The sequence below is a fragment of the Streptomyces sp. NPDC085946 genome (assembly GCF_044540485.1).
GTDB lineage: Bacteria > Actinomycetota > Actinomycetes > Streptomycetales > Streptomycetaceae > Streptomyces.
The window spans coordinates 49,706-74,927 of record NZ_JBITSF010000020.1 but is presented as its reverse complement, the minus strand read 5'-3'; the positions used below and the strand labels follow the sequence as shown (position 1 = coordinate 74,927).

The window sequence follows — 25,222 nt, the reverse complement described above, 5'->3', positions numbered from 1 at the left end:
CTGAGATGGCCAGCGAGATCTGTGGGGAAGCCCGTGCGTGAATACCTGCTGACGCTCTGCGTCACGGCCGCGGTGACGTATCTGCTGACAGGGCCGGTACGGAAGTTCGCGATCGTGGCCGGGGCGATGCCGGAGATCCGGGCGCGTGACGTGCACCGGGAGCCCACCCCGCGCCTCGGCGGCATCGCGATGTTCTTCGGTCTGTGCGCCGGCCTGCTGACCGCCGACCACCTGACCAACCTCACCCAGGTCTTCGAGCGGTCCAACGAGCCGCGGGCGCTGCTGTCTGGAGCGGCCCTGATCTGGCTGATCGGCGTCCTGGACGACAAGTTCGAGATCGACGCCCTGATCAAGCTGGGCGCCCAGATGATCGCCGCCGGCGTGATGGTCGTGCAGGGCCTGACGATCCTGTGGCTGCCCGTCCCGGGCGTCGGCTCGGTCGCGCTCACCCAGTGGCAGGGCACCCTGCTGACGGTCGCGCTGGTCGTCATCACCATCAACGCGGTCAACTTCGTCGACGGCCTCGACGGCCTCGCGGCGGGCATGGTGTGCATCGCCTCGACCGCGTTCTTCCTGTACGCCTACCGGATCTGGTACTCGTACGGCATCGAGGCCGCCGCCCCCGCCACGCTGTTCTCGGCGATCCTGATGGGCATGTGCGTGGGCTTCCTGCCGCACAACATGCACCCGGCGCGGATCTTCATGGGCGACTCGGGCTCCATGCTCATCGGCCTGGTGCTGGCCGCGGGCGCCATCTCCGTCACCGGCCAGGTCGACCCGGACGCGCTGAACCTGTACGTCGGCTCCGAGAAGGAGGCCGTGCACCAGACGGTGCCGGTCTACATCCCGCTGCTGCTGCCGCTGACCATCATCGCGGTGCCGGCCGCCGACCTGATCCTGGCCATCGTGCGGCGCACCTGGCGCGGCCAGTCGCCGTTCGCCGCGGACCGCGGGCACCTGCACCACCGGCTGCTGGAGATCGGCCACTCGCACAGCCGCGCGGTGCTGATCATGTACTTCTGGTCCGCGCTGATCGCGTTCGGGGCGCTCGCCTACTCGGTGAACTCGGCGTCGATGTGGATCGTCCTGAGCGTGGTCGCGCTCAGCGCGATCGGGCTGGTCCTGCTCCTGCTGCCGCGCTTCACGCCGCGCGCCCCGCGTTGGGCCGAGCGCTTCGTGCCGCCGCGCTACCGGCGGCGCCGGACCGTGGCCGGGCCCGCGCCCGTGCTCCAGGAGCCCGCCCTGCGGGAGGCGGAACCCCGCACCCCCGTCGTCAGCGGCGTCTCCGGGGCCAACGGCGCGACCGCCGTGGGCCACCGTTCCGGTCTCCCGGACCGGCGGAAGGCCGGAACGTCGCGCTGACGCGCAAGGTAAGAATCTGACTAGAGCATTGCCAAAGCGTGGCAGTTGGATGGGGGTACAAAGCGCCCCAATACCAGGCAAGCCGGTCTTGATTTCGCTCAGACGCGCAGATTCACTCTCAGGTGTGACAGCAAGCACACTCTCAGGTAAAGACTGCATCAAATAGTTTGTGATACGGTTCACGAGAACCCCGGATAGAGCCGAAGGACCGCAGTGCGACGGTCCATTGGTGTGAGGTCTCCACTCTCGGCCGGGGACTACGCTCGTCCATGACGACACCCCTTGCCCCCTGTGAAAAGCGGAGTTGCCGCCATGCCGTCCAACGACGTCCGGATCCTTGTGCAGTGTGCCGTGCCCACGGCCGTTGCCGGTGTGGTCGCCGTCGCCGTCAGCGGTGGGGTGGCCGGTGGCAAGGGTGCGCTGGGAGCCGCCGTCGGCGCGGTGCTGGCGATCCTGTTCATGGGGATCGGTCTCTACGTCCTGCAGTGGACGGCAAAAACGCTCCCGCAGCTGTTCCAGGCCATGGGGCTGATGCTCTACGTGGCTCAGCTCCTGCTGCTCATGATCTTCGTGGCTCTCTTCAGGGACACCTCTCTCTTCAATGCGAAGGCGTTCGCGATCTCGCTCGTCGTGGCCACCGTCGTGTGGATGGCGGCGCAGGCGCGTGCGCATATGAAGGCCAAGATCTTCTACGTCGACCCCGACTCCGCGAAGAGCGAGAAGCCCGAGAAGACAGGGCCTCCGTCGTGAGGAGTAGGGGCGGGATAAAGGCCAGTGTGAACTCCTGCTATCGTCCGGTGCCAACTGCGGCATCGCGGGCGCGGGCATCTGAGCTGACGCCTGCTCAATCGCGAGGCTCGATGCCCCCCAGCCGCCCCCACATTCGTAACACCAGTCCGGTGCCGACCCGCGGCTGCGCGCCGCGCCGACACAACGAGGTTGCCGAACCCATGCGTCACGCCGAAGGAGCCCGCGGTGAGTGCTGACCAGACCCAGCTCGCCTTTGACTGGAGCTGTCGGATCATGTCCGACAACGGCTGTGGCTTCCCGGCTCCGGGCCTGCACTCGTTCCTCTTCAAGCCGATCGCTGATTTCGGCGGGTTCGAGTTCAACAAGGTGATGCTGCTCTCCCTCATCACCACCGTCCTCGTCATCGGCTTCTTCTGGGCGGCCTTCGGCAAGGCCAAGGTGGTGCCGGGCAAGCTGCAGATGGTCGGCGAGGCCGGCTACGACTTCGTGCGCCGCGGCATCGTCTACGAGACCCTCGGCAAGCGTGAGGGCGAGAAGTACGTCCCGCTCATGGTCTCGCTGTTCTTCTTCATCTGGATCATGAACATCTGGTCCGTGATCCCGCTGGCCCAGTTCCCGGTGGCCTCGATCATCGCCTTCCCGGCGGTGCTCGCCGCGATCGTCTACGTGGTCTGGCTCGGTCTCACGTTCAAGAGGCACGGCTTCGTCGGCGGGTTCAAGAACCTCACCGGCTACGACAAGTCGCTCGGCCCGGTGCTGCCGCTGGTCGTGGTCATCGAGTTCTTCTCGAACGTCCTCGTCCGGCCCTTCACCCACGCGGTCCGGCTCTTCGCCAACATGTTCGCCGGCCACCTGCTGCTCGTGATGTTCACCGTCGCCAGCTGGTACCTGCTGAACAGCTACATGATCCCGGCCGCCGGCGTCTCGTTCCTCATGACCGTCGTCATGATCCTCTTCGAGCTCTTCGTCCAGGCCGTCCAGGCGTACGTCTTCGTACTGCTGGCCTGCTCCTACGTTCAGGGCGCTCTCGCCGAGCACCACTGAGCCACTCCACCGCCCCGCACCTCCGATCGTCCGGTGGCCAACCCCCACCGGTCCATGTAAAGAGAAGGAAGATCCAGCATGGCTGCCACTGAGACCCTCGCCGCTGTCTCCGGCTCCCTCGGCTCCATCGGCTACGGCCTCGCCGCCATCGGCCCTGGCATCGGCATCGGCATCATCTTCGGCAACGGCACCCAGGCCCTCGCCCGCCAGCCCGAGGCGGCCGGCCTGATCCGCGCCAACCAGATCCTCGGCTTCGCCTTCTGTGAGGCGCTCGCCCTCATCGGCATCGTTATGCCGTTCGTGTTCGGTCAGTAATCACGCTGGTCACCGACACGTTTCGACGAAAGGCACTGATGTGATCGCCAACCTGGTACAGCTGGCGGCCGAGGAGGAGCAGAACCCGCTCCTGCCTCCGGGCCCCGAGCTGCTCGTCGGCACCATCGCCTTCGCCATCGTGTTCTTCTTCTTCTGGAAGAAGCTGCTTCCGAACATCAACAAGGTTCTGGAGGAGCGCCGCACGGCGATCGAAGGCGGTATCGAAGAGGCCGAGGCCATGAAGGTCGAGGCCCAGAGCGTCCTGGAGCAGTACAAGGCCCAGCTCGCCGAGGCCCGGCACGAGGCCGCGCGTCTGCGCCAGGAGGCGCAGGAGCAGGGTGCCGCGCTCATCGCCGAGATGCGGGCCGAGGGCCAGCGCCAGCGCGAGGAGATCATCGCCGCCGGCCACGCGCAGATCGAGGCCGACCGCAAGGTCGCCGCGTCCGCGCTGCGCCAGGACGTCGGCAAGCTCGCCACCGACCTGGCCGGCAAGCTCGTCGGCGAGTCCCTCCAGGACCACGCCCGGCAGAGCCGCGTCATCGACCGCTTCCTCGACGAGCTCGAGGAGAAGGCCGAGGCCGGCCGATGAACGGAGCGAGCCGCGAGGCCCTGGCAGCCGCACGCGAGCGTCTCGACGCGCTGACGGACTCCACGTCCGTGGACGCGGCGCGGCTCGCCGACGAGCTGGCCGCCGTCACCGCGCTGCTCGACCGCGAGGTGTCGCTGCGTCGGGTCCTCACCGACCCGGCGCAGGCCGGTGAGGCCAAGGCCGACCTGGTCCAGCGACTGCTCGGCGCGCAGGTCAGCGGGACCACCGCCGACCTGGTGTCCGGCCTGGTGCGCGCCCGCTGGTCGCAGTCGCGCGACCTGGTGGACGCGCTGGAGGAACTGGCGAACACCGCCGACCTCACCGCCGCCCAGCGGACGGGCACGCTCGACGACGTCGAGGACGAGCTGTTCCGGTTCGGCCGGATCGTGTCCTCCAGCACCGAGCTGCGCGCCGCGCTGACCAACCGCTCGGCCACCACCTCGGCCAAGGGCGAGCTGCTGCGCAGCCTGCTCGGCGGACGGGCCCGCGCGACCACGGAGCGTCTGGTGACGCGTCTCGTGACCGCGCCGCGGGGACGTAGCCTGGAGTCGGGACTGGAGTCCCTGTCCAAGCTGGCCGCCGACCGCCGGGACCGCATGGTGGCCACGGTCACCTCCGCGGTGCCGCTGAGCGACGCGCAGAAGCAGCGCCTGGGCGCCGCCCTCGCGAAGCTCTACGGCCGGAAGATGCACCTCAACCTGGACGTCGACCCCGAGGTCCTCGGTGGCATCCGCGTGCAGGTCGGCGACGAGGTCATCAACGGCTCCCTCGCGGACCGCCTGGAAGACGCAAGCCGCCGGCTGGCGGGCTAGCAGCAACACAACACGCAGTACGTACTTACGGCCCTGGTTGGGCCGTGCAGAGGATTCACCTCCTGTTGGGGGGAGTCCCCATCCCCCCAAAGTGAAACTTCGGGCCCAACAAGGAGAGCAGGGAACTCAGATGGCGGAGCTCACGATCCGGCCGGAGGAGATCCGGGACGCGCTGGAGAACTTCGTCCAGTCGTACAAGCCGGACGCGGCCTCGCGCGAGGAAGTCGGTACGGTCACCCTTGCCGGCGACGGCATCGCGAAGGTCGAGGGCCTGCCCTCGGCCATGGCCAACGAGCTGCTGAAGTTCGAGGACGGCACCCTCGGCCTCGCCCTCAACCTCGAGGAGCGCGAGATCGGTGCCATCGTCCTCGGTGAGTTCAGCGGCATCGAGGAGGGCCAGCCGGTCACCCGTACCGGCGAGGTGCTGTCCGTCGCCGTGGGCGAGGGCTACCTCGGCCGTGTGGTCGACCCCCTCGGCAACCCGATCGACGGCCTCGGCGAGATCGAGACCGAGGGCCGCCGCGCCCTCGAACTGCAGGCCCCCACGGTCATGCAGCGCAAGTCGGTGCACGAGCCCATGGAGACCGGCTACAAGGCCGTCGACGCCATGACCCCGATCGGCCGCGGTCAGCGCCAGCTGATCATCGGCGACCGGCAGACCGGCAAGACCGCCCTGGCCGTCGACACGATCATCAACCAGCGCGACAACTGGCGCTCCGGCGACCCGAAGAAGCAGGTCCGCTGCATCTACGTCGCCATCGGCCAGAAGGGCTCGACCATCGCGTCGGTCCGCCGCGCGCTGGAGGAGAACGGCGCGCTGGAGTACACGACCATCGTCGCCGCCCCGGCGTCCGACCCGGCCGGCTTCAAGTACCTGGCGCCGTACACCGGCTCGGCCATCGGCCAGCACTGGATGTACCAGGGCAAGCACGTCCTGATCATCTTCGACGACCTGTCGAAGCAGGCCGACGCCTACCGCGCCGTGTCGCTGCTGCTGCGCCGCCCGCCGGGCCGCGAGGCCTACCCGGGTGACGTCTTCTACCTGCACTCCCGCCTGCTGGAGCGCTGCGCCAAGCTCTCCGACGACATGGGCGCGGGTTCGATGACCGGTCTGCCGATCGTCGAGACCAAGGCCAACGACGTCTCGGCGTTCATCCCGACCAACGTCATCTCCATCACCGACGGCCAGTGCTTCCTGGAGTCCGACCTGTTCAACGCCGGCCAGCGCCCGGCCCTGAACGTCGGTATCTCGGTCTCCCGCGTCGGTGGCTCCGCCCAGCACAAGGCGATGAAGCAGGTCTCCGGCCGTCTGCGCGTGGACCTCGCCCAGTTCCGTGAGCTGGAGGCGTTCGCCGCCTTCGGTTCCGACCTGGACGCCGCGTCGAAGGCGCAGCTGGAGCGCGGTCAGCGCATGGTCGAGCTGCTGAAGCAGGACCAGTACCAGCCGATGTCCACCGAGGACCAGGTCGTCTCCGTCTGGGCCGGCACCACCGGCAAGATGGACGACGTGCCCGTCGCCGACATCCGCCGCTTCGAGAGGGAGCTCCTGGAGTACCTGCACCGCAAGGAGCAGGGCCTCATGACCTCCATCCGCGAGGGCGGCAAGATGTCCGACGACACCCTGCAGGCGGTGGCCGAGGCGATCACGGCCTTCAAGAAGCAGTTCGAGACGAGCGACGGCAAGCTGCTCGGCGAGGACGCCCCGTCCGCCGCCAAGTGACGTAAGGAAGGGACCTGACTCATGGGAGCTCAGCTCCGGGTCTACAAGCGTCGCATCCGATCCGTCACCGCGACCAAGAAGATCACCAAGGCGATGGAGATGATCGCCGCCTCGCGCGTCGTCAAGGCGCAGCGCAAGGTGGCGGCCTCCACGCCGTACGCGCGGGAACTGACCCGCGCGGTCACGGCGGTCGGTACCGGTTCGAACACCAAGCACCCGCTGACCACGGAGGCGGAGAACCCGACCCGTGCCGCGGTCCTGCTCCTGACGAGCGACCGCGGTCTGGCCGGCGCCTTCAACTCCAACGCCATCAAGACGGCGGAGCAGCTGACCGAGCGCCTGGAGCGCGAGGGCAAGCAGGTCGAGACGTACATCGTCGGCCGTCGTGGTGTCGCGCACTACAACTTCCGTGAGCGCACCATCGCGGCGACGTTCACCGGCTTCACCGACGAGCCCTCGTACGCGGACGCCAAGAAGGTCGCGGCCCCGCTGATCGAGGCCATCGAGAAGGAGACGGCGGACGGCGGCGTGGACGAACTCCACATCGTCTACACCGAGTTCGTGTCGATGATGACGCAGACGGCGGTCGACTCCCGGCTGCTTCCGCTGCGCCTCGAAGAGGTCGCGGAGGAGACGTCCGCCAAGGGCGAGATCCTTCCGCTGTACGACTTCGAGCCCTCGGCGGAGGACGTCCTCGACGCCCTGCTGCCGCGCTACGTGGAGAGCCGCATCTACAACGCGCTGCTCCAGTCGGCCGCTTCGAAGCACGCCGCCACGCGGCGCGCGATGAAGTCGGCCACCGACAACGCGGGCGAGCTGATCAACACGCTCTCCCGTCTTGCCAACGCGGCCCGCCAGGCCGAAATCACCCAGGAAATCAGCGAGATCGTCGGTGGCGCCAGCGCCCTGGCCGACGCGACCGCGGGGAGTGACAGCTAATGACCACCACTGTTGAGACCGCGACGGCTACGGGCCGCGTCGCCCGGGTCATCGGCCCGGTCGTCGACGTGGAGTTCCCCGTCGACGCGATGCCGGAGATCTACAACGCCCTGCACGTCCAGGTCGCCGACCCGGCGAACGAGGGCGAACTCAAGACGCTGACCCTGGAGGTCGCCCAGCACCTGGGTGACGGCCTGGTCCGCACCATCTCCATGCAGCCCACCGACGGTCTGGTCCGCCAGGCCCCGGTGACCGACACGGGCGCCTCCATCTCGGTGCCGGTCGGCGACTTCACCAAGGGCAAGGTGTTCAACACCCTCGGTGAGGTGCTGAACGTCAACGAGTCCTACGACGGTGAGCGCTGGCCGATCCACCGCAAGGCGCCGAACTTCGACGAGCTCGAGTCGAAGACCGAGATGTTCGAGACCGGCGTCAAGGTCATCGACCTGCTGACCCCGTACGTCAAGGGCGGCAAGATCGGTCTGTTCGGCGGCGCCGGCGTCGGCAAGACGGTGCTCATCCAGGAGATGATCTACCGCGTCGCCAACAACCACGACGGTGTGTCGGTGTTCGCCGGTGTCGGTGAGCGCACCCGTGAGGGCAACGACCTCATCGACGAGATGAGCGAGTCGGGCGTCATCGACAAGACCGCACTGGTCTTCGGTCAGATGGACGAGCCCCCGGGCACCCGTCTGCGCGTGGCGCTGGCCGGTCTGACGATGGCGGAGTACTTCCGCGACGTCCAGAAGCAGGACGTGCTGTTCTTCATCGACAACATCTTCCGCTTCACCCAGGCCGGTTCCGAGGTGTCGACCCTGCTCGGCCGCATGCCCTCCGCGGTGGGCTACCAGCCGAACCTGGCCGACGAGATGGGTCTCCTCCAGGAGCGCATCACCTCGACCCGCGGTCACTCGATCACCTCGATGCAGGCGATCTACGTCCCCGCGGACGACCTGACCGACCCGGCCCCGGCCACCACCTTCGCCCACCTCGACGCGACGACGGTGCTGTCCCGTCCGATCTCGGAGAAGGGCATCTACCCGGCCGTCGACCCGCTGGACTCCACGTCCCGCATCCTGGACCCGCGCTACATCGCGCAGGACCACTACGACGCGGCCATGCGCGTGAAGAACATCCTGCAGAAGTACAAGGACCTGCAGGACATCATCGCGATCCTCGGTATCGACGAGCTCGGCGAGGAGGACAAGCTCGTCGTCCACCGTGCCCGTCGCGTGGAGCGCTTCCTGTCCCAGAACACCCACGTCGCCAAGCAGTTCACCGGCGTCGACGGGTCGGACGTCCCGCTGGACGAGTCGATCGCGGCCTTCAACGCGATCTGCGACGGCGAGTACGACCACTTCCCTGAGCAGGCGTTCTTCATGTGCGGTGGTATCGAGGACCTGAAGAAGAACGCGAAGGAGCTGGGCGTCTCCTGACCCCGAGCTCACCGTGAGCCCCCGGGGGCTCACACCCGAGGGGGCGGGCCCGTCCCGCCCCCTCGGTCACGCCCACTAGACTTGTAACCAACACCCGGCAGTCCCGCCGGGTGGTGACCCGAGGAGCCACCTTGGCTGCTGAGCTGCACGTCGCGCTGGTCGCGGCCGACCGAGAGGTCTGGTCCGGCGAGGCCACCCTGGTCGTCGCGCGCACCACGTCCGGCGACATCGGCGTCATGCCCGGTCACCAGCCGCTGCTCGGTGTGCTGGAGTCGGGCCCGGTGACCATCCGTACGCGTGAGGGCGGGACGGTCGTCGCCGCGGTGCACGGCGGTTTCATCTCGTTCGCGGACAACAAGCTCTCGCTGCTGGCGGAGACCGCCGAGCTCGCGGACGAGATCGACGTCCAGAGCGCGGAGCGGGAGCTGGAGCGCGCGAAGGCGGAGGACGACACCGCCGCCCAGCGTCGCGCGGACGTTCGCCTGCGAGCGGCCACGGCGGCGCGTTGACCCTGCCCGTCGTGTTATGACGTCACTCAGCCGCGGTCGGCACCGGAACAATCCGGAGCCGACCGCGGCTGAGGCAGATCTGGGTGTTTTTTCCGTTCCGTTACCTAGGAGACGAGGAGGTCGGTGCCGATGGTCCTCGCTCTGACTGTGTGCGGAATCGTCGTGGCCCTCGTGATCGTGGGCCTGTTCGTCTTCGGACTGCGCCGCCGGCTGATCCAGCGCTCGGGCGGCACCTTCGACTGCAGCCTGCGCTGGGACGCCCCCGAACAGGGCGACGCCGGCGGCAAGGGCTGGGCCTACGGGGTGGCCCGGTACAACGGCGACCGCGTGGAGTGGTACCGCGTCTTCTCCTACGCCCCGCGCCCGCGCCGCGTCCTGGAGCGCTCCGCCATCGAGGTGGCCGGCCGCCGGGTCCCCGAGGGCGAGGAGGAGCTGGCGCTGCTGTCCGACTCGGTGATCCTGGCCTGCCTGCACCGGGGCACGCGCCTGGAACTGGCGATGAGCGAGGACGCGCTGACCGGTTTCCTCGCCTGGCTGGAGGCGGCGCCGCCCGGCCAGCGGGTGAACGTCGCGTAGCGGCGTTCGGGATCCCGCTGGATGGGGGTGCCCCCGGCAGCGGAGCTGCTGGGGGAGGGTGAACGTCGCGTAGCGGCGTTCGCGGGGTCCCGCCGGGGGACGGCGAACGTGGCCCGGCCGCGGGACACCCTCCCGCACGTCGAAAGGGGCGGCACCGTACGGTGCCGCCCCTTCCGTCATGCGACGGTCCGGGTGCCTACTTCAGGCCGGAGTCGATCGCGGAGACGAGCTCACCGTTGCCGGTGTCGCCGCTGAACTCCCAGAAGAAGGCGCCGCCCAGGCCCTGGTTCTTGGCCCAGGTCATCTTGGTGCCGATGGTGGCGGGGGTGTCGTAGGACCACCAGTTGCTGCCGCAGTGGGCGTAGGCCGTGCCGGCGATCGTGCCGGTGGCGGGGCAGGAGGTCTTGAGGACCTTGTAGTCCTCGATGCCCGCCTCGTAGGTGCCGGCCGCCGGGCCGGTCGCCGTGCCGCCGGGGGCGGACTGGGTGACGCCGGTCCAGCCGCGGCCGTAGAAGCCGATGCCGAGCAGCAGCTTGCTCGCCGGGACGCCCTTGGCCTTCAGCTTGGCGATGGCGGCGGCGGAGGTGAAGCCCTCCTTCGGGATGCCGCTGTACGACGTGAGCGGCGAGTGCGGGGCGGTCGGGCCGGTCTTGTCCCAGGCGCCGAAGTAGTCGTACGTCATCACGTTGTACCAGTCGAGGTACTGCGCGGCGCCGCCGTAGTCGGCCGCGTCGATCTTGCCGCCGTCCGTGCCGTCCGCGGTGATGGCGGCGGTGATCAGGTAGTCCTTGCCGAACTCGGCGCGCAGCGCCTGGGAGAGGGTCCTGAACGCGGCGGGACCGGAGGTGTCGCAGGTCAGGCCGCAGGCGTTCGGGTACTCCCAGTCGATGTCGATGCCGTCGAAGACGTCGGCCCAGCGCGGGTCCTCCACGACGGCCTTGCAGGACTTGGCGAACGCGGCGGCGTTCTGCGCGGCCTGGCCGAAGCCGCCGGAGTAGGTCCAGCCGCCGAAGGAGTACAGCACCTTGATGTGCGGGTACTTCGCCTTGAGCTGGCGCAGCTGGTTGAAGTTGCCGCGCAGCGGCTGGTCCCAGGTGTCGGCGGTGCCGCTGACGGACTGGTCGGCGGTGTAGGCCTTCTCGTACGCGGCGAAGGTGTCGTCGACGGTGCACTGACCGTTCTTGACGTTGCCGAACGCGTAGTTGATGTGGGTGATCTTGGCGGCCGAGCCGGACGTCACCAGGTTCTTGACGTGGTAGTTGCGGCCGTAGACGCCCCACTCGGTGAAGTAGCCGAGCTTGACCTTGTCGCCGCCGGTGGGCGGCGGCTCCTCGGTGCCGCCCGTGGTGCGCACCTTCACCGAGCCGCTGACCGGACCGGTCTGGTCGGCGGTGTCGCGGGCCTGGACGCTGTAGGAGTAGTCGGTGCCGGCCTTCAGGCCGGTGTCCGTGTACGAGGTGGCCGTCACGGTGGCGACCTTGGCGCCGTCGCGCAGGACGTCGTAGTTCTTGACGCCCTTGTCGTCGGTGGCGGCCGGCCAGGAGAGCTTCACCGAGGTGTCGGTGACGCCGGAGGCGGTGGGGGTGCCGGGCGCCGAGGGGGCCGCGTCGCCGGGGACGGTGCCGCCGCCGTCACAGCTGCCGCCGTTGAGCTTGCAGTTGGCGGGGGAGCCGGTGCCGGAGCCGTTGAAGCCGAAGGTGACGGAGGCGCCGGGGGCGAGGGTGCCGTTCCAGGCCTTGTTCTTGGCGGTCCAGTGGGTGCCGGAGGAGGTGACGTCGGCGTCCCAGGAGGAGGTGACGGAGGTGCCGGAGGGGAAGTCCCACTCGACGGTCCAGGAGCTGAGGGTCGTGGTGCCGGTGTTCTTCACCGTCCACTTGCCCTCGAAGCCGGAGCCCCAGTCCTGGGTCTTGGCGTAGGTCGCGGTGGCGGACGTGGCGGCCTGGGCGGGGCTCGCCAGGCCGACCAGGCCGGCGAAGGGGAGCAACAGGGTCGCGAACCCTGCCGCGGCTCTGTGTCTGAAGCGCATGGTGCGCCTCCTCGTCGGGGGTGTCGGGGGCATGACTGAGCCTCATGCCCACAGTGCGGCGAGAATAGAAAGGTCTGGACCATAGGTCAATAGGTCTGGACCACTCGTCGCACGGGGTGGTCAGACCCCCAACTCCTGGGCGAGGACGGCCGCTTGCACCCGGCTGCGCAGCCCCAGCTTCCCCAACAGACGGCTGACGTGCGTCTTCACCGTCGCCTCGGCCATGTCCAGCCGGGCCGCGATCCCCGCGTTGGACAGGCCCTCGCCGAGGCAGGACAGCACCTCGCGCTCACGCCGGGTGAGCTGGTCGAGGACCGCCGGGTCGGCCGCCGGTTCCCGGACCGGCCTCGCCGCGAACTCCGCGATCAGCCGCCGGGTCACGGCCGGCGCGATCAGCCCCTCGCCGCGCGCCACCGTCCGGACCGCCTCCAGCAGGTCCCTGGCGTCGGCGTCCTTCAGCAGGAAGCCGGACGCGCCCGCGCGCAGCGCCCCGAAGACGTACGCGTCCAGGTCGAAGGTGGTCAGCACCAGGACGTCGGAGAGGCCCTCGGCGACCACCTGCCGGGTCGCCGACACCCCGTCCAGGCGCGGCATCTGCACGTCCATGAGCACCAGGTCGGGCCGCAGCTCGCGGGCCAGCGCCACCGCCCGCTCCCCGTCCGCCGCCTCGCCGACCACCTCGATGTCGGGCGCGCTGCGCAGGATCAGCACCAGCCCCGCGCGGACGGCGGACTGGTCCTCGGCGACCAGGACGCGGATCATTCGGGTTCTCCTTCGGTGACGGGGAGGGTGGCGCGCACGGCCCAGACGGTGCCGCGCGGCGAGGTCTCCGGGCCCGCCGTGAAGCTGCCGTCCAGCAGCGCGGCCCGCTCCCGCATGCCGACCAGCCCCGCGCCGGAGCCCGGGGCGCGCGGGCCGTCGCGGTCGCCGTACGGGCTGGTGACGGTGATGCGCAGGCAGCCGTCCCGGCGGCCGAGCGCGACCGCGACCCGGCCGGGGCCGGCGTGCTTGAGGGCGTTGGTCAGGGACTCCTGCACGATGCGGTACGCCGCCAGCTCCACCGGCGCCGGCAGGGAGCCGCCGTGGTCGGCCGTCAGATCGACGTCCAGCCCGTTGGCGCGGGCGCTGTCCACGAGGCTGCCGAGGCCGTCGAGGGTGGGGGCGGCGGCGGGCGCGCTGTCCCCGCTGGAGTCCCGCAGGATCCCGATCAGCCGCCGCATCTCGGCCAGCCCCTCGACGCTGTTCTCCCGGATGACGCCGAGCGCCTCCCGGGAGGTCGCCGGATCGTCCAGGGAGAGCGCGGCGGTGGAGTGGATGGCGATCGCGGAGAGGTGGTTGGCGACCATGTCGTGCAGCTCGCGGGCCATCCGGGCGCGCTCGGCGGTGACCGCCTGGGTGCGGTCCATCTCGGCGAGCAGCGCGGTCTGCTCGGCGCGCAGCCGGGCCGTCTCGGCGGCGTCGCGGTGGTAGCGCACGATCAGGCCGGTGGAGGCGGGCGCGAACGCCAGGATGCCGACGGCCACCCCGATCAGCAGCGCCTCCGGCACCCGCCACACCGCGTACGGCACCACCGACGCGGCCACGCTGAGCAGGCCGGTGATCCAGGGGATGCGGCGCGCCGAGGCGGGCGTGCCGTACAGGACGGCCGCGTACATGAGGTCGGTGTACATCAGCAGCGTGACCAGGTTGCCCTGCGTCACGGTGTCCAGCACCAGGGCGGCCGTGCCGGTGGCCAGGGCGGTGCGCGGGGCGGTCCGGCGCAGCAGTTCGCAGCCGGCCGTCACGGCGAGCGGCACGAGGAGCGGCCACGGCCCGGGGAGGAGCACGATCGGCTCGTCGCGGGGCCGGGTGCCCAGGCCGATGCCCCACAGCAGCAGCCCGCCGAGCAGCCCGCCCGCCGCGACGTACACGTCGAAGCGGTGCGGGCGGGGGAGCGGTACGGCCATGGCACCATCCAACACGGCCGTCCCGCCGTCCGCCTGGTCCGTGCGGAGGGTCCGGGACTGCATCCTTCGATGTAGCGGCGTTTCGTCACCGGCGACGACGCGTGCGGCGGATCCCGCCGGGAGCCTGGAGGGGTGACCGAGAGGAGCGAACCGTGATCGTCGCCTTGATCGCCGCCTGCGAGATCGGCTTCTGGGTGCTGCTGGTGGCCGGCCTGGCCTTCCGCTACCTGCTGCGGATGCCGCGTACGGGCCTGGCGCTGCTGCTGTGCGAGCCGCTGCTGGAGGTCGTCCTGCTGGTCGTCACCGCGCTCGACCTGAAGCACGGCGCCGAGCCGGACTGGGCGCACGGCCTGGCCGCGCTCTACATCGGGTACACGGTCGGCCACGGCCACCGCACGGTCCGGTGGCTCGACGGCCACGCCGCCCACCGCCTCGGGGGCGGCCCGCCCCCGCCCCGGCCGCCGCGCCACGGCACGGCCCGCGCCCGGCACGAGGGCAGGGTGTGGCTGGGCACGCTGACGGCCGCCGCGGTGGCGACCGCGCTGCTCCAGATCGCCGTCTGGTACGTCGACGACCCGGGCCGCACGGGCTCCCTGACCGACTGGATGCACCTCGCCTGGCGCGCGGCCGGCATCCACGGCCTGATCGCGCTGTCGTACGCGGTCTGGCCGAAGAAGGCCCCGGCGGACGGCGCCGGGGCGCTCCGGGAGAAGGAGCGGGCGGGCCGGTGAACGGGGCCGGGCGCCCGGCCCCTCAGCGCTCGCCGCCCGGCACCCACAGCACGTCGCCGTTCTCCTTGTTGGCCGTGCGCGCCAGGATGAACAGCAGGTCCGACAGACGGTTGAGGTAGGTCGCCGTCAGCGGGTTCATCGTCTCGCCGTGCGCCTCCAGCGCGGCCCACGTCGAGCGCTCGGCCCGGCGCACGACCGTGCACGCCTGGTGCAGCAGGGCCGCGCCCGGGGTGCCGCCCGGCAGGATGAAGGAGCGCAGCTTCTCCAGCCGTTCGAGGAAGCGGTCGCAGTCCGCCTCCAGCTTGTCGACGTAGAACTGCTCCACCCGCAGCGGCGGGAACTCCGGGTTCTCCACCACCGGCGTCGACAGGTCCGCGCCCACGTCGAACAGGTCGTTCTGGACGCGGGTGAGGACCGTGACGATCTCCTCCTCCAGACCGCCCAGCGCGATCGCCGTGCCGATCACCGCGTTGGCCTCGTTGGCGTCGGCGTACGCGGCGATGCGCAGGTCGGTCTTCGGGACCCGGCTCATGTCGCCGAGGGCGGTGGTGCCCCGGTCGCCGGTCCTCGTGTAGATGCGCGTCAGATTGACCATGCGGCCAGCGTAGTTACGCTCCGGCCCTCCGGAACACTCGTGTGCCCACTGTCACGGCGACCACCGTGAGGCCGACGGCCACCAGGGTGCCGTACAGCATGTGCGCCGTCGTGTAGGAGCCGAGGTAGGCGTCCCGCACCGCGTCGACCAGATGGCGGAACGGCATCAGGCGGGAGAGGACGTCCAGCCAGGCCGGGCCGAGGCTCATCGGGAGCATCAGGCCCGACAGCAGCATGGCCGGCAGGGTCAGCGCGTTGACCGCCGGGCCGAACCCCTGCGGGGTGCTCATCCGCATCGCGAGCGCGTACGACAGCGACGCCAGCGAGAGCGTGAGCAGGGCGACGAACGCGAAGCCGATCAGCACGCCGGGCAGGGGGGCGCGCAGGCCCATGGCGACCGCCGCCAGCACCAGCAGCACCGCCTGGAAGACGAGGACGGTGGCCTCCCGCAGGGCCCGGCCGAGCAGCAGGGCGAGACGGCTGACGGGTGTGACCAGCATGCGTTCCACCACCCCGTGCCCCTTCTCGATGATGATCGCGAAGCCGGCGAACGAGGCTCCGAAGAGACCCAGTTGGAGCAGCAGCCCGGGGACGAGCACCTGCCAGGAGCTGCCCTGGCCGCCGAGCGGCAGCTCGGTGAGCAGCGGCCCGAAGAACACCAGGTAGAGCAGCGGCATCAGGACGCCGAAGAGCAGGGCGAACCGGGAACGGAGGGACTGGCGCAGGTAGCGGCCGTAGATGAGCGCGGTGTCGTGCAACAGCATCAGAAGTCCTGTACGGCTGTGGGGGCGGCGTCGGCGGGAGTGGTGCTGCGGCCGGTGACGGCGAGGAACGTGTCCTGCAGCGAGGCGTCGAGCGAGCCGCCGTACCGCAGTTTCAGCGCGCTCGGCGTGCCCTCGGCCGCCACCACGCCCCGGTCGACGATCACCAGGCGGTCGGAGAGGGCGTCTGCCTCGTCGAGGTAGTGGGTGGTCAGGAAGACGGTGGTGCCGTGCTCGTCGCGCAGCCGGCGCACCAGGTCCCACAGGTCGGCGCGGCTGCCGGGGTCGAGGCCGGTGGTCGGTTCGTCGAGGAAGAGCACCTTCGGGCGGTGGGTGAGGGCCATGGCGATGTCGAGGCGGCGGCGCTGGCCGCCGGAGAGCGCGGCGCACCTGCGCTCCAGCAGGCCGTGCAGGCCGAGGTCGCGCGCCAGCTCCCCGGCGCGCTCGACCGCTCGCGTCTTCGTCAGGCGGTACAGGCGCCCTTGGGTGACCAGTTCCTCCCGCACGGTGAGCTGCGGGTCGACGCCGCCGGACTGCGCCACGTAGCCGCAGGCCCGCCGGACCGCCGCGGGGTCGGCCGCCAGGTCGTGGCCGGCGACGGTGGCCGTGCCGCCGGTGGGCGCCAGCAGCGTGGTGAGCATGCGGAGCGTGGTCGTCTTGCCGGCGCCGTTCGGGCCGAGGAAGCCGAGGATCTCGCCCGCGCGGACGGTGAGGTCGATGCCGCGCACGGCCTCCACGGGGCCGCTCTTCGTCAGGAAGGTACGGGCCAGACCGGCCGTACTGATGAGGGTCATGACCCCAGAAAAACAGAGTCACTTAAATTTTGCAATGTCCCCAAGATTCGAGGAACCCCAGCGAAGTTAGGATGCGGGCATGGCCGAGGGACTCAGGGAACGGAAGAAGCGGCAGACCCGGCAGCACATCTCCGATGTCGCCACGGGGCTGTTCGTCGAGCGCGGCTTCGACGCGGTGACCGTCGCGGAGGTCGCCGAGGCCGCGAACGTCTCGGTCAACACGGTCTACAACTACTTCCCGGCCAAGGAGGACCTGTTCCTCGACCGGTCCAGGGAGGTCGTCGACCGGCTCTCCCGGTGGGTGCGCGGCCGGCGCGACGGCGAGTCCGCCGCCGAGGCGGTCCTGCGGGAACTGCGCGACGAGGTCGAGTCGGTCTCGCCGCGGATGGGCCTGATGGAGGGATACGCCCGTTTCATGACGGTGATTCACGAGTCGCCCGCCCTGCGTTCGCGGCTCTGGGCCATCGGCCAGGAGGTCGTCGACGACCTGGAGCGCACCCTGCGCGAGGAGACCGGCGCCGGCCCCGACGACCCGGTGCCGGGCCTGATCGCCGGCCAGGTCAACTGGCTGCACCAGACGGTCATGTCCGCCGTCGGCCGGCACATGATGGCCGGCGGCACACCCGCCGAGGTGTCCCGCACGGTGCTCGCGCTGCTCGACGAGATGGAGGAGCTGCTCGGCGAGAAGGTCCTCAACTACGCCGTACGGGGCGCGCCGTGACCCACCCCGGTGTGATGTCCGTCATGTGAGACGTGACGCGCATTACTTCCCGGTCACACGGGCCCTCACGCCCGCTAATGTCCGCCGGAGAGAAACGACAGCGCGTATCAGGGGAGTCGCACAGTGGCACGGAAGCTCGCCGTCATCGGAGCCGGCCTGATGGGGTCCGGCATCGCCCAGGTCTCGGCGCAGGCGGGCTGGGAGGTCGTCCTGCGCGACGTCACCGACGAGGCGCTGACGCGCGGCACCGACGGCATCAAGGCCTCGTACGACAAGTTCGTGAGCAAGGGGAAGATGGAGGCGCACGACGCCGACGCCGCCCTCGCCCGCATCACCGCCACCACCGACCTGGACGCCGCGGCTGACGCGGACGTCGTCGTCGAGGCCGTCTTCGAGAAGCTCGAGGTCAAGCACGAGATCTTCCGCGCCCTCGACAAGATCGTGCGCGAGGACGCGGTGCTCGCCTCCAACACCTCCGCCATCCCGATCACCAAGATCGCGGCCGTGACGGAGCGCCCGGAGCGGGTCGTCGGCACGCACTTCTTCTCGCCGGTGCCGATGATGCAGCTGTGCGAGCTCGTCCGGGGCTACAAGACCAGCGACGAAACCCTCGCCCGGGCCCGGGAGTTCGCCGAGTCGGTCGGCAAGACCTGCATCGTCGTCAACCGGGACGTCGCCGGCTTCGTCACCACCCGGCTCATCTGCGCCCTCGTCGTCGAGGCCGCCAAGCTGTACGAGTCGGGCGTGGCCAGCGCCGAGGACATCGACCTCGCGTGCAAGCTGGGCTTCGGGCACGCCATGGGCCCGCTGGCCACCGCCGACCTCACCGGCGTCGACATCCTGCTGCACGCCACCGGCAACATCTACACCGAGTCCCAGGACGAGAAGTTCGCGGCGCCCGAGCTGATGCGCCGGATGGTTGACGCCGGTGACATCGGACGCAAGAGCGGGCAGGGCTTCTACAAGCACTGAAACCGCACACGCCCCCTGGCGCATCACACCTCGGGGTGAATTCGGTATCGGTTCTCCAACGGACGGCAACCTCCGGCCCCGGAACGCAGTCAGAGGTTGCATCACCGGTATCGGAACGGAATCGGACCACGCGGAGCACGAGACGCACGCACGGGGAGCGCATATGCACATCAGGGGCGACCACGCCGAGCTGGTCGTCGGGGGCCGCCTCGACGTCCGCAGCGCGGCGGACGCCCGTACGGCCCTGCACTCGGCCGTCGACGGCGGAGTCGGCGACCTCGTGCTCGACCTGTCCGAACTGGACTCCTGGGACGCCACCGGACTCGGCGTGATCATGGGTGCCCACCGGCGGGCCGGCCGCTGCGGCCGGCGGCTGGTGCTGCGGGACGTACCGCCGCAGATGCAGCGCCTGCTGGTGGCCACCCGGCTGCACCGGATCCTGGCGATCGAAGGGGGCATCGGGGTGGAGAGCCTGCCCCGCGTGTGACGTCCCGTACGGGTGTGAACCGCGCGACCGGGGAGACCCGGGCCGGCGTCGGCACCTCGTACGACGCGCACAATCCTCACGAGACTGTGACGTCTCGGACGGCGCGGTACCCCGGACTGTCGTAGATACTGAGCGAAGGTTTAGGGTTCGGCTGCCCGCTGCCCTGCAACCCTCGAGCGGGACCGGACCAGAAGCGACAGCGCGGTGTGCAGCAAGGCCGGGAGGGGCTTGAAGGCACACGACGCTTTTGGGGGGCTTGGACCTATGGACCCGAACAACCGGGGACCCGAGGAGTACGGCCGGGGCGGTGAAGGCACCTCCCGGTCATGGGGGTCCCCCCGCCCGGGCGAAGCCGGGAGCGGGGAAGGATTCGAGACCGGGGGAGGCCAGGCGCCGCGCCAGCGCCCGCCCCGGGAATCCCTCACCTCCGACTTCGGCCAGCACGCGCCGGCGCTCGCCCGCACGGTGCAGCTCGTCGCCGGCGACTTCCTGCTGACCGTCAACCCCGTCGACGGCAGCGAGATCGAGGCGTGCCCGCCCGCCGAGCGGCCCGGCGCGCCCGCCCGGCGCACCGCGGCCGAGCGCGCCGAGGCGGACCGCGCGGCCAAGCCGCCCGTGCCGCCCGGCCCGGCGCTGCCCGCGCTGCCGCTGCTGGCCCGCCAGGAGGAGCGCGAACGGCTGGTGCGGCTCCTCGCCCGCGGCCGCTCCGTCCGGCTCACCGGCCCCGGCGGCTCCGGGCGCACCCGGCTCCTCGACCTCGTCGCCGACGACTGCGCGGACCTCGCCCCCGACGGGGTGGTCCGCCTCAGCGGCTACCGCCGCACGGCCGACGAGCTGCTCCACGACCTGTTCTACGCCGTGCACGACGCCCCCCTGCACCGGCCGGATCAGGACGAACTGCTGGAGTCCGTCCGGCAGATCGGCGCGGTCGTCGTCCTCGACGACGTCGAGTTCGGCGGCGCCGCCCTCGACGACCTGCTGGCCGCCACCCCCGAGTGCGCCTTCCTGTTCGCCGCCACCCCGGACGTGCCCGCCCCGTCCGCCGACGCGGCCGTCGAGGAGGTCTCCCTCAGCGGTCTCGACCGCGCGGCCGGCCTGGACCTGCTGGAGCACGCCGTCGGCCGCCGCCTCACCGAGGACGAGGCGAACTGGGCGGGCGACCTGTGGTTCGAGTCCGAGGGACTGCCGCTGCGGTTCGTCCAGGCGGGCGCCCTGCTGCGGCAGCGCGACCGGCTGCGGGCCGGGAGCCGCGCCGTCGACGAGTTCGGCGTGTTCGAGGACGCCCGGCCCGACGACCTGCCGCTCGACGACGCCGACACCGACGCCGAAGGGACGGCCCTGCCCTCGCTCGGCGAGGCCGCCGCCCCCGCGCCGCTGCTCGCCGCCCGGCTGAGCTCCTCCGCGCGGGCCACCCTGCGCTTCGCCGTCGCCCTCGGCGGCGAGGTGCCGCACCAGGCGCACCTGCCCGCCCTGGTCGGCGACACCCACGCGGACGCCGCGCTCGGCGAGCTGGCCGCCTGCGGCCTGGTCTCCCCGGTGGGTTCACGCTACCGGCTCGCCGCCGGGGTGCTCACCCAGCTGGAGGCCGCCGGGTACGCCGAGGACGTCCACGACCGGGCCCTGGCCGCCGCCCGGCACTACGCCTGGTGGGCCGGGCACCCCTCGGTCACCCCGGAACGCGTGTGCGCCGAGGCGGACGCGCTGCTGGCCGCCCTCGCCGTGCTGGCCCCGGCCACCTCGCCCCGGCGCACGTCCGCACCGGAGCCCGGGGCGGACGCGCCGGCCGACGAGGACGAGGGGAGCCCCGCCGTGCAGCTGGCCCGCACGGCGGCGCCCGCCTTCGCCGCCGGCCTGCACTGGAGCGCCTGGGAACGGGCGCTGCGCGCCGGCGCCGAGTCGGCCCGGCTCGCCGGGGACGTCGCCGAACAGGCCTACTTCCACCACGAGCTCGGCATCCTCGCCCTGTGCGGCGGGCAGCTCGACCGGGCCCGCGCCGAACTGGAGGCCGCCATCGGCCTGCGCGGCGCGCTCGCCGACAAGCGCGGCACCGTCGCCGGCCGCCGCGCCCTCGCCCTGGTCGCCGACCGCTCCGGCACACCGCTGGCCCTCGGTACGGCGGGGCTCGGGCCGACGGCGGGGGAGGAGGTGCCCGACGCCCGGTCCGAGGAGTCGGCGTCGCCGCCCCGCGGGGTCCCGGTGGCGTTCCCCGCCCTCCAGCCCCCGGCCGACGTGGCCGTGGTCGCGCACCGCGCGGTGCCGGGGCCGTCGCGGACCGTGCCGTCGCGCAACGCGGGGGGCGGCCTGAAGGGCCTGGCCAAGCGGAACCTCGTCGCGGCCGGCGCGGGCGCCCTGCTCGTCGCCGTGCTCGGCACGGTCGTCACCCTGGGCGCCACCTCCGACAACGACGCGGGCACCCCGTCCGACCAGGTCGGCGTCAACCCGTCCGCCAGCCAGGGCGTGGACGGCGGCAGCCTCGGCGCCGACCCGACCGCGCGGGACGGCGGGGACACCGGCTCGGCGACGAGCCGTCCCACCGACCCGGGCCCGGACGGCACGCCGGGCACGTCCGACGACCCGACGCCGACGGGCACGGCCTCGGCGAAGCCGTCGGACGACCCGAGCGGGAGCCCGGACCCGGACGACCCGACGAAGACCCCGACGTCGAAGCCGCCGACGTCCCCGAAGCCGTCGTCGCCCACCGCCGAGCCGCCGACCAGCAAGCCGCCCACGTCGAAGCCGCCGACCTCCGAGCCGCCCACCTCCGAACCGCCGACCTCGGAGCCGCCCACCTCCGAGCCGCCGCCGTCGACCCCGTCGACGTCCGACTCGGCGAGCGGCCCGGCGTCCAGCGCCCCGGTCTCCAGCGCGCCCGCCGGCGCGTCGGAGAGCGCGTCGGAGAGCAGCGGCACGGACTCCCCGAGCAGTGGCTCGGCCCAGATGATCTGAGAGGTGCCGCACACGCCGCAGGGCCGGGTCCGCACGGACCCGGCCCTGTGGGCTTCGTACGGCCGCGCGGCACGGCCGCGGCCCGTCGTCCTCAGAACAGCCGCAGCTTGTCGTCCTCGATGCCGCGCAGCGCGTCGTAGTCGAGCACCTGGCAGCCGATGCCCCGGTCGGTCGCCAGGACGCGGGCCTGCGGCTTGATCTCCTGGGCGGCGAAGATGCCGCGCACCGGCGCCAGATGGGGGTCGCGGTTCAACAGCTCCAGGTAGCGGGTGAGTTGCTCCACGCCGTCGATCTCGCCGCGCCGCTTGATCTCGACCGCGACGGTCTGCCCCGCGGCGTCCCGGCACAGGATGTCGACGGGCCCGATGGCCGTCGGGTACTCGCGGCGGATGAGGGTGTAGCCCTCGCCGAGCACGTCGATGCGGTCGGCGAGCAGCTCCTGCAGGTGCGCTTCCACGCCGTCCTTGATCAGGCCGGGGTCCACGCCCAGTTCGTGCGAGGAGTCGTGCAGGATCTCCTCCATCGTGATGATGAGCTTCTCGCCCGCCTTGTTGACGACGGTCCAGACGCCCTCCTCCTCGCCGGTGCCCTCCTTCAGCGTGCAGGGCGGCGACATCCAGTTCAGGGGCTTGTAGGCCCGGTCATCAGCGTGAATGGAGACGCTGCCGTCCGCCTTGACCAGGATCAGGCGGGGGGCCGAGGGGAGGTGGGCGGTGAGCCGCCCGGCGTAGTCCACGGAGCAGCGGGCAATGACGAGACGCATGGTCCGCAACGCTACTCGACGGGCCCGGGTGCGCGCGATTCGCCCGTCTGCGTCCCGGCGCGCCCGGGGCGCGAGGGGCCGCCGGCCGCCCCACTTGTTCGGGTACACGCCTGTTGCGCGGTGGCCGATTACCGGCCCACAGGATGTTCCCCATCCGGGGATTTTCCTGGTGCCGTCACCGTCCGTTGCTTACCGTAGTGAACGGGAGGTCGCGAGGCGTGTACACAGCGTGTCGGCATCGCGGGCTCCCTCATCTGTCAGGCAACCCCTGCTGGTTGGGGGTGCGAGAGGAGAACCCATGTCGCTCGACGTCTCACCGGCCCTACTCGAACAGGCCGAGCGAGGCGAGGTCGACGAAGCTGCCTTCGTCGACTGCGTCCGGACCTCCCTGCCCTACGCGTGGGAGATGGTCAGCTCCCTGGTGGCTCAGCTGAAGGTGGACGGCGGCCAGTTCGCCGACAACCAGACGCCCCCGCCGGACGAGCAGGCACGCGGTCAGCTGCTGCGTGCGCTCGCGAGTGACGCGATACGCGGCGCGCTGCAACGGCACTTCGGTGTGCGGCTGGCCTTCCAGAACTGCCACCGGGTGGCGGTGTTCCCGCTTGACTCCTCGGTCGACGAGACGCTGGCACGTTTCACCTCGGTCCGCAGTCAGCTGCTGAACCAGTCGCCGGAGCTGCGCGACTGCTGACGCGGGCCGTCGCCCGCCCGCCGCTCCGCGTGCCTGAGGCGCGTGGGTACGGAGCGGCACGCCGTCCGTGACGTTCCCCGGGGGACGGGAGTCCCCCGGGGGGCACGGCCGCCCGGCCGGCGGCCCACCGGCTCAGCCGAGTTGGGGGAGCACCTCGGCCCCGAGCCGCCGTACGTTCTCCTCGGTCGCCGCCAGGTCGCCGGAGCCCTCGACGAGCAGCGCGAAGCGGGAGATGCCGGTCCGCTCGCTGGTCGCCGCCAGCCGGTCGGCGCACAGCCGCGGGGTGCCCACCGGGTGCAGTCCGCAGAGCAGCTCGGTGTAGGCGAGCGGGTCGCGCATCCGGCGCACCCGGCCGTCCACCGTGACGTGGGCCTGGAGCCCCTGCCGCAGCCAGCCCGGCATCGCCTTCAGCAGCGTCTCCGCCGCGTCCGTGCGCCGGTCGGCGATCTGGCAGACGCCGGCGGACACATGGGCCGCGCCGTGCACCTCCTCGGCCGGCCGGCCGGCCGCGCGGGCGTGCTGCCGCCACAGGGCGATCATCTCGGCCTTCTCCTCGTCCCCGATGTGCATCCCGAGCAGCATCGGCAGCCCGCGCTCGGCGGCCAGCCGCACGCTCGCCGGAGAGGTGCAGGCGACGACGACCTCCGGTCCCTCGGCCTCCGTCAGGGCCTCCGACGGCCGTGGCACGACGGGCACTTCGCGGAACCGGTAGCGCTCGCCGTCGGCGGCGACCGACGGTTCGCGCAACCAGCGCAGCAGCAGGTCGAGCGCTTCCGGGAACCCCGTCTCGTACGCCGCGAGACCCGTGCCGAACACCTCCAGGTCGACCCACGGACCGCCGCGGCCGACGCCCAGCGTGAAACGCCCGTTGCTCGTGAGGTGCAGCAGCGCGGCCTGTTCGCCGAGGGTCACGGGGTGGGTGGTGGGCAGCACGCTCACCGCCGTGCCGACCCGGACGCGGCGGGTGCGGCCCAGCAGGAGGGCGGCCAGGGTGACGGCCGACGGGCAGGTGCCGTACGGCACGAAGTGGTGCTCGGCCAGCCAGACCGTGTCGAGCCCCGCCTCCTCGGCCACCTCGGCCGAGCGGACCGCGCGGTGCAGCGCCTCCCCCTCGCCCTGACCGGGGAACCGGGCGCCCAACACGAAACTTCCAACGCGCATTGCTTCCTGCTTCCTTGGCTCCGACACGGGAGCTCCCCCGCGGGGCATAACCGTCTGACACGTGCCGAGGACACGGCCGGGCGGATGATTTTGCGGATTGTCTGCAGAATGGGCCGCCGGGCGGGAGCACCGGCCGCCCCGGGGAGGCACCGGAGCGGTGGACGGTGTACGCCTGCCCCCGTCGGCGCCGCGTAGGCTGGACAAGGCCCGTGCTCCCTGTATAGCCCCGTGAGGTGTCCCGTGTCCCCGCGTCGCAACCGACCCAAGGGAACCGGTTCGTCCGGCCTGAGCGCCGAGGACGACCGCTCCGGCCGGTACGGCGGCTGGCAGTCCTCGGAGACGTGGCAGGGCGAGGAGTGGAACGTCCGGCACGTGGCGGGCGCCAGCGCGCAGGGCAAGGCGTACCGCTGCCCCGGCTGCGACCAGCTGATCCCCGACGGGGTGCCGCACGTGGTGGCCTGGCCCGAGCACTCGGGCGTCGACGAGCGCCGGCACTGGCACAAGGCGTGCTGGAACGCGAAGGACCGCCGCACCACGCGGGTGCAGCGGTCCCGTAACGCGCCGCGGTTCTAGGGGC

26 protein-coding genes are annotated in these 25,222 nt (G+C 71.3%); 18 read left to right on the top strand and 8 right to left on the bottom strand.

Features of this window, described 5'->3' with window-relative positions:
* Positions 1 to 33: 33 nt before the first annotated feature.
* From ACIF8T_RS31030 to ACIF8T_RS30980, 11 genes are all read left to right on the top strand, one after another.
* On the top strand, positions 34 to 1,362 hold the full coding sequence (locus ACIF8T_RS31030) for an MraY family glycosyltransferase (protein WP_400039549.1): 1,329 nt from the start codon (positions 34 to 36) through the stop codon (positions 1,360 to 1,362).
* Positions 1,363 to 1,674: 312 nt separating this feature from the next.
* Entirely contained in the window at positions 1,675 to 2,112 is a 438-nt protein-coding gene (locus ACIF8T_RS31025; protein ID WP_400039547.1) for a hypothetical protein, read from the top strand.
* A 273-nt stretch (positions 2,113 to 2,385) separates the two neighbouring features.
* Positions 2,386 to 3,156 (top strand): F0F1 ATP synthase subunit A, encoded by a 771-nt coding sequence (gene atpB, locus ACIF8T_RS31020; RefSeq protein WP_400039663.1) that lies wholly within the window; start codon positions 2,386 to 2,388, stop codon positions 3,154 to 3,156.
* A 78-nt stretch (positions 3,157 to 3,234) separates the two neighbouring features.
* A complete protein-coding gene (gene atpE, locus ACIF8T_RS31015) occupies positions 3,235 to 3,471 on the top strand; it encodes an ATP synthase F0 subunit C (RefSeq protein WP_159535807.1) in 237 nt (78 codons plus the stop codon).
* 40 nt (positions 3,472 to 3,511) lie between these two features.
* Positions 3,512 to 4,060 carry a F0F1 ATP synthase subunit B gene (locus tag ACIF8T_RS31010; RefSeq protein ID WP_400039545.1) on the top strand — a complete coding sequence of 183 codons (549 nt, stop codon included), beginning with the start codon at positions 3,512 to 3,514 and terminating at the stop codon, positions 4,058 to 4,060.
* A complete protein-coding gene (locus ACIF8T_RS31005; protein WP_400039543.1) occupies positions 4,057 to 4,872 on the top strand; it encodes a F0F1 ATP synthase subunit delta in 816 nt (271 codons plus the stop codon). Before ACIF8T_RS31010 ends, ACIF8T_RS31005 begins: the two co-directional genes overlap by 4 nt.
* A 130-nt stretch (positions 4,873 to 5,002) precedes the next feature.
* Complete coding sequence (atpA, locus tag ACIF8T_RS31000; RefSeq protein ID WP_400039541.1) at positions 5,003 to 6,592, top strand: F0F1 ATP synthase subunit alpha; 1,590 nt, start codon at positions 5,003 to 5,005, stop codon at positions 6,590 to 6,592.
* 21 nt (positions 6,593 to 6,613) lie between these two features.
* Positions 6,614 to 7,531, top strand: coding sequence for a F0F1 ATP synthase subunit gamma (locus tag ACIF8T_RS30995; RefSeq protein ID WP_400039540.1), 918 nt, complete (start codon positions 6,614 to 6,616; stop codon positions 7,529 to 7,531).
* Entirely contained in the window at positions 7,531 to 8,967 is a 1,437-nt protein-coding gene (gene atpD, locus ACIF8T_RS30990) for a F0F1 ATP synthase subunit beta (RefSeq protein ID WP_400039538.1), read from the top strand. Before ACIF8T_RS30995 ends, atpD begins: the two co-directional genes overlap by 1 nt.
* Before the next feature lie 131 nt (positions 8,968 to 9,098).
* Complete coding sequence (locus ACIF8T_RS30985; protein WP_400039537.1) at positions 9,099 to 9,476, top strand: F0F1 ATP synthase subunit epsilon; 378 nt, start codon at positions 9,099 to 9,101, stop codon at positions 9,474 to 9,476.
* Positions 9,477 to 9,605: 129 nt separating this feature from the next.
* Complete coding sequence (locus ACIF8T_RS30980; RefSeq protein WP_400039536.1) at positions 9,606 to 10,052, top strand: DUF2550 domain-containing protein; 447 nt, start codon at positions 9,606 to 9,608, stop codon at positions 10,050 to 10,052.
* A 196-nt stretch (positions 10,053 to 10,248) separates the two neighbouring features.
* Here the strand turns inward: ACIF8T_RS30980 and ACIF8T_RS30975 are convergent, their stop codons facing one another.
* The 3 genes from ACIF8T_RS30975 to ACIF8T_RS30965 all read right to left on the bottom strand — a co-directional run bounded on the left by ACIF8T_RS30975 (position 10,249) and on the right by ACIF8T_RS30965 (position 14,024).
* Positions 10,249 to 12,078 carry a glycosyl hydrolase family 18 protein gene (locus ACIF8T_RS30975; protein WP_400039535.1) on the bottom strand — a complete coding sequence of 610 codons (1,830 nt, stop codon included), beginning with the start codon at positions 12,076 to 12,078 and terminating at the stop codon, positions 10,249 to 10,251.
* Between the two features lie 120 nt (positions 12,079 to 12,198).
* On the bottom strand, positions 12,199 to 12,840 hold the full coding sequence (locus tag ACIF8T_RS30970) for a response regulator (RefSeq protein ID WP_400039533.1): 642 nt from the start codon (positions 12,838 to 12,840) through the stop codon (positions 12,199 to 12,201).
* Entirely contained in the window at positions 12,837 to 14,024 is a 1,188-nt protein-coding gene (locus tag ACIF8T_RS30965) for a sensor histidine kinase (RefSeq protein ID WP_400039531.1), read from the bottom strand. The genes ACIF8T_RS30970 and ACIF8T_RS30965 overlap by 4 nt, the downstream gene beginning before the upstream one ends.
* 152 nt (positions 14,025 to 14,176) lie before the next feature.
* Between ACIF8T_RS30965 and ACIF8T_RS30960 the strand changes: the two genes are divergently transcribed.
* A complete protein-coding gene (locus ACIF8T_RS30960) occupies positions 14,177 to 14,755 on the top strand; it encodes a hypothetical protein (protein ID WP_400039529.1) in 579 nt (192 codons plus the stop codon).
* Positions 14,756 to 14,777: 22 nt separating this feature from the next.
* On the opposite strand, the gene ACIF8T_RS30955 is transcribed toward ACIF8T_RS30960, so the two are convergent.
* Genes ACIF8T_RS30955 through ACIF8T_RS30945 form a run of 3 tightly spaced genes read right to left on the bottom strand, consistent with a single transcriptional unit; the run spans position 14,778 to position 16,904 of the window.
* Positions 14,778 to 15,350, bottom strand: coding sequence for a cob(I)yrinic acid a,c-diamide adenosyltransferase (locus tag ACIF8T_RS30955; RefSeq protein ID WP_400039528.1), 573 nt, complete (start codon positions 15,348 to 15,350; stop codon positions 14,778 to 14,780).
* Between the two features lie 13 nt (positions 15,351 to 15,363).
* Complete coding sequence (locus ACIF8T_RS30950) at positions 15,364 to 16,113, bottom strand: ABC transporter permease (RefSeq protein WP_400039526.1); 750 nt, start codon at positions 16,111 to 16,113, stop codon at positions 15,364 to 15,366.
* Positions 16,113 to 16,904, bottom strand: a complete 792-nt coding sequence (locus tag ACIF8T_RS30945; RefSeq protein ID WP_400039524.1) for an ABC transporter ATP-binding protein — start codon at positions 16,902 to 16,904, stop codon at positions 16,113 to 16,115. The genes ACIF8T_RS30950 and ACIF8T_RS30945 overlap by 1 nt, the downstream gene beginning before the upstream one ends.
* Before the next feature lie 79 nt (positions 16,905 to 16,983).
* Between ACIF8T_RS30945 and ACIF8T_RS30940 the strand changes: the two genes are divergently transcribed.
* From ACIF8T_RS30940 to ACIF8T_RS30925, 4 genes are all read left to right on the top strand, one after another.
* A complete protein-coding gene (locus ACIF8T_RS30940; protein ID WP_400039523.1) occupies positions 16,984 to 17,625 on the top strand; it encodes a TetR/AcrR family transcriptional regulator in 642 nt (213 codons plus the stop codon).
* 123 nt (positions 17,626 to 17,748) lie between these two features.
* Entirely contained in the window at positions 17,749 to 18,597 is an 849-nt protein-coding gene (locus tag ACIF8T_RS30935; protein WP_400039521.1) for a 3-hydroxyacyl-CoA dehydrogenase family protein, read from the top strand.
* Positions 18,598 to 18,760: 163 nt separating this feature from the next.
* Positions 18,761 to 19,084, top strand: a complete 324-nt coding sequence (locus tag ACIF8T_RS30930; protein ID WP_400039519.1) for an STAS domain-containing protein — start codon at positions 18,761 to 18,763, stop codon at positions 19,082 to 19,084.
* A gap of 264 nt (positions 19,085 to 19,348) precedes the next feature.
* The gene (locus ACIF8T_RS30925; protein WP_400039518.1) at positions 19,349 to 22,030 is read left to right on the top strand and encodes an ATP-binding protein; all 2,682 of its coding nucleotides are present in this window, start codon (positions 19,349 to 19,351) and stop codon (positions 22,028 to 22,030) included.
* 91 nt (positions 22,031 to 22,121) lie between these two features.
* On the opposite strand, the gene nucS is transcribed toward ACIF8T_RS30925, so the two are convergent.
* Positions 22,122 to 22,793, bottom strand: coding sequence for an endonuclease NucS (gene nucS / locus ACIF8T_RS30920; RefSeq protein ID WP_400039517.1), 672 nt, complete (start codon positions 22,791 to 22,793; stop codon positions 22,122 to 22,124).
* Positions 22,794 to 23,091: 298 nt separating this feature from the next.
* On the opposite strand from nucS, the gene ACIF8T_RS30915 reads away from it, so the two are divergent.
* Positions 23,092 to 23,484: an SCO5389 family protein gene (locus tag ACIF8T_RS30915; RefSeq protein ID WP_381021397.1), complete on the top strand. Its 393-nt coding sequence runs from the start codon at positions 23,092 to 23,094 to the stop codon at positions 23,482 to 23,484.
* Between the two features lie 132 nt (positions 23,485 to 23,616).
* On the opposite strand, the gene ACIF8T_RS30910 is transcribed toward ACIF8T_RS30915, so the two are convergent.
* Entirely contained in the window at positions 23,617 to 24,645 is a 1,029-nt protein-coding gene (locus ACIF8T_RS30910) for an LLM class flavin-dependent oxidoreductase (RefSeq protein ID WP_400039515.1), read from the bottom strand.
* 240 nt (positions 24,646 to 24,885) lie between these two features.
* On the opposite strand from ACIF8T_RS30910, the gene ACIF8T_RS30905 reads away from it, so the two are divergent.
* On the top strand, positions 24,886 to 25,218 hold the full coding sequence (locus tag ACIF8T_RS30905; RefSeq protein ID WP_400039514.1) for an ATP/GTP-binding protein: 333 nt from the start codon (positions 24,886 to 24,888) through the stop codon (positions 25,216 to 25,218).
* Positions 25,219 to 25,222: the final 4 nt, after the last annotated feature.

Coding starts and splice junctions, on each gene's coding strand:
- ACIF8T_RS31025 (WP_400039547.1), top strand. CDS start 1,675: ATGCCGTCCAACGACGTCCGGATCCTTGTGCAGTGTGCCGTGCCCACG.
- atpB (WP_400039663.1), top strand. CDS start 2,386: ATGTCCGACAACGGCTGTGGCTTCCCGGCTCCGGGCCTGCACTCGTTC.
- atpE (WP_159535807.1), top strand. CDS start 3,235: ATGGCTGCCACTGAGACCCTCGCCGCTGTCTCCGGCTCCCTCGGCTCC.
- ACIF8T_RS31005 (WP_400039543.1), top strand. CDS start 4,057: ATGAACGGAGCGAGCCGCGAGGCCCTGGCAGCCGCACGCGAGCGTCTC.
- atpA (WP_400039541.1), top strand. CDS start 5,003: ATGGCGGAGCTCACGATCCGGCCGGAGGAGATCCGGGACGCGCTGGAG.
- ACIF8T_RS30995 (WP_400039540.1), top strand. CDS start 6,614: ATGGGAGCTCAGCTCCGGGTCTACAAGCGTCGCATCCGATCCGTCACC.
- atpD (WP_400039538.1), top strand. CDS start 7,531: ATGACCACCACTGTTGAGACCGCGACGGCTACGGGCCGCGTCGCCCGG.
- ACIF8T_RS30980 (WP_400039536.1), top strand. CDS start 9,606: ATGGTCCTCGCTCTGACTGTGTGCGGAATCGTCGTGGCCCTCGTGATC.
- ACIF8T_RS30975 (WP_400039535.1), bottom strand. CDS start 12,078: ATGCGCTTCAGACACAGAGCCGCGGCAGGGTTCGCGACCCTGTTGCTC.
- ACIF8T_RS30970 (WP_400039533.1), bottom strand. CDS start 12,840: ATGATCCGCGTCCTGGTCGCCGAGGACCAGTCCGCCGTCCGCGCGGGG.
- ACIF8T_RS30965 (WP_400039531.1), bottom strand. CDS start 14,024: ATGGCCGTACCGCTCCCCCGCCCGCACCGCTTCGACGTGTACGTCGCG.
- ACIF8T_RS30955 (WP_400039528.1), bottom strand. CDS start 15,350: ATGGTCAATCTGACGCGCATCTACACGAGGACCGGCGACCGGGGCACC.
- ACIF8T_RS30950 (WP_400039526.1), bottom strand. CDS start 16,113: ATGCTGTTGCACGACACCGCGCTCATCTACGGCCGCTACCTGCGCCAG.
- ACIF8T_RS30945 (WP_400039524.1), bottom strand. CDS start 16,904: ATGACCCTCATCAGTACGGCCGGTCTGGCCCGTACCTTCCTGACGAAG.
- ACIF8T_RS30940 (WP_400039523.1), top strand. CDS start 16,984: ATGGCCGAGGGACTCAGGGAACGGAAGAAGCGGCAGACCCGGCAGCAC.
- ACIF8T_RS30930 (WP_400039519.1), top strand. CDS start 18,761: ATGCACATCAGGGGCGACCACGCCGAGCTGGTCGTCGGGGGCCGCCTC.
- ACIF8T_RS30925 (WP_400039518.1), top strand. CDS start 19,349: ATGGACCCGAACAACCGGGGACCCGAGGAGTACGGCCGGGGCGGTGAA.
- nucS (WP_400039517.1), bottom strand. CDS start 22,793: ATGCGTCTCGTCATTGCCCGCTGCTCCGTGGACTACGCCGGGCGGCTC.
- ACIF8T_RS30915 (WP_381021397.1), top strand. CDS start 23,092: ATGTCGCTCGACGTCTCACCGGCCCTACTCGAACAGGCCGAGCGAGGC.
- ACIF8T_RS30910 (WP_400039515.1), bottom strand. CDS start 24,645: ATGCGCGTTGGAAGTTTCGTGTTGGGCGCCCGGTTCCCCGGTCAGGGC.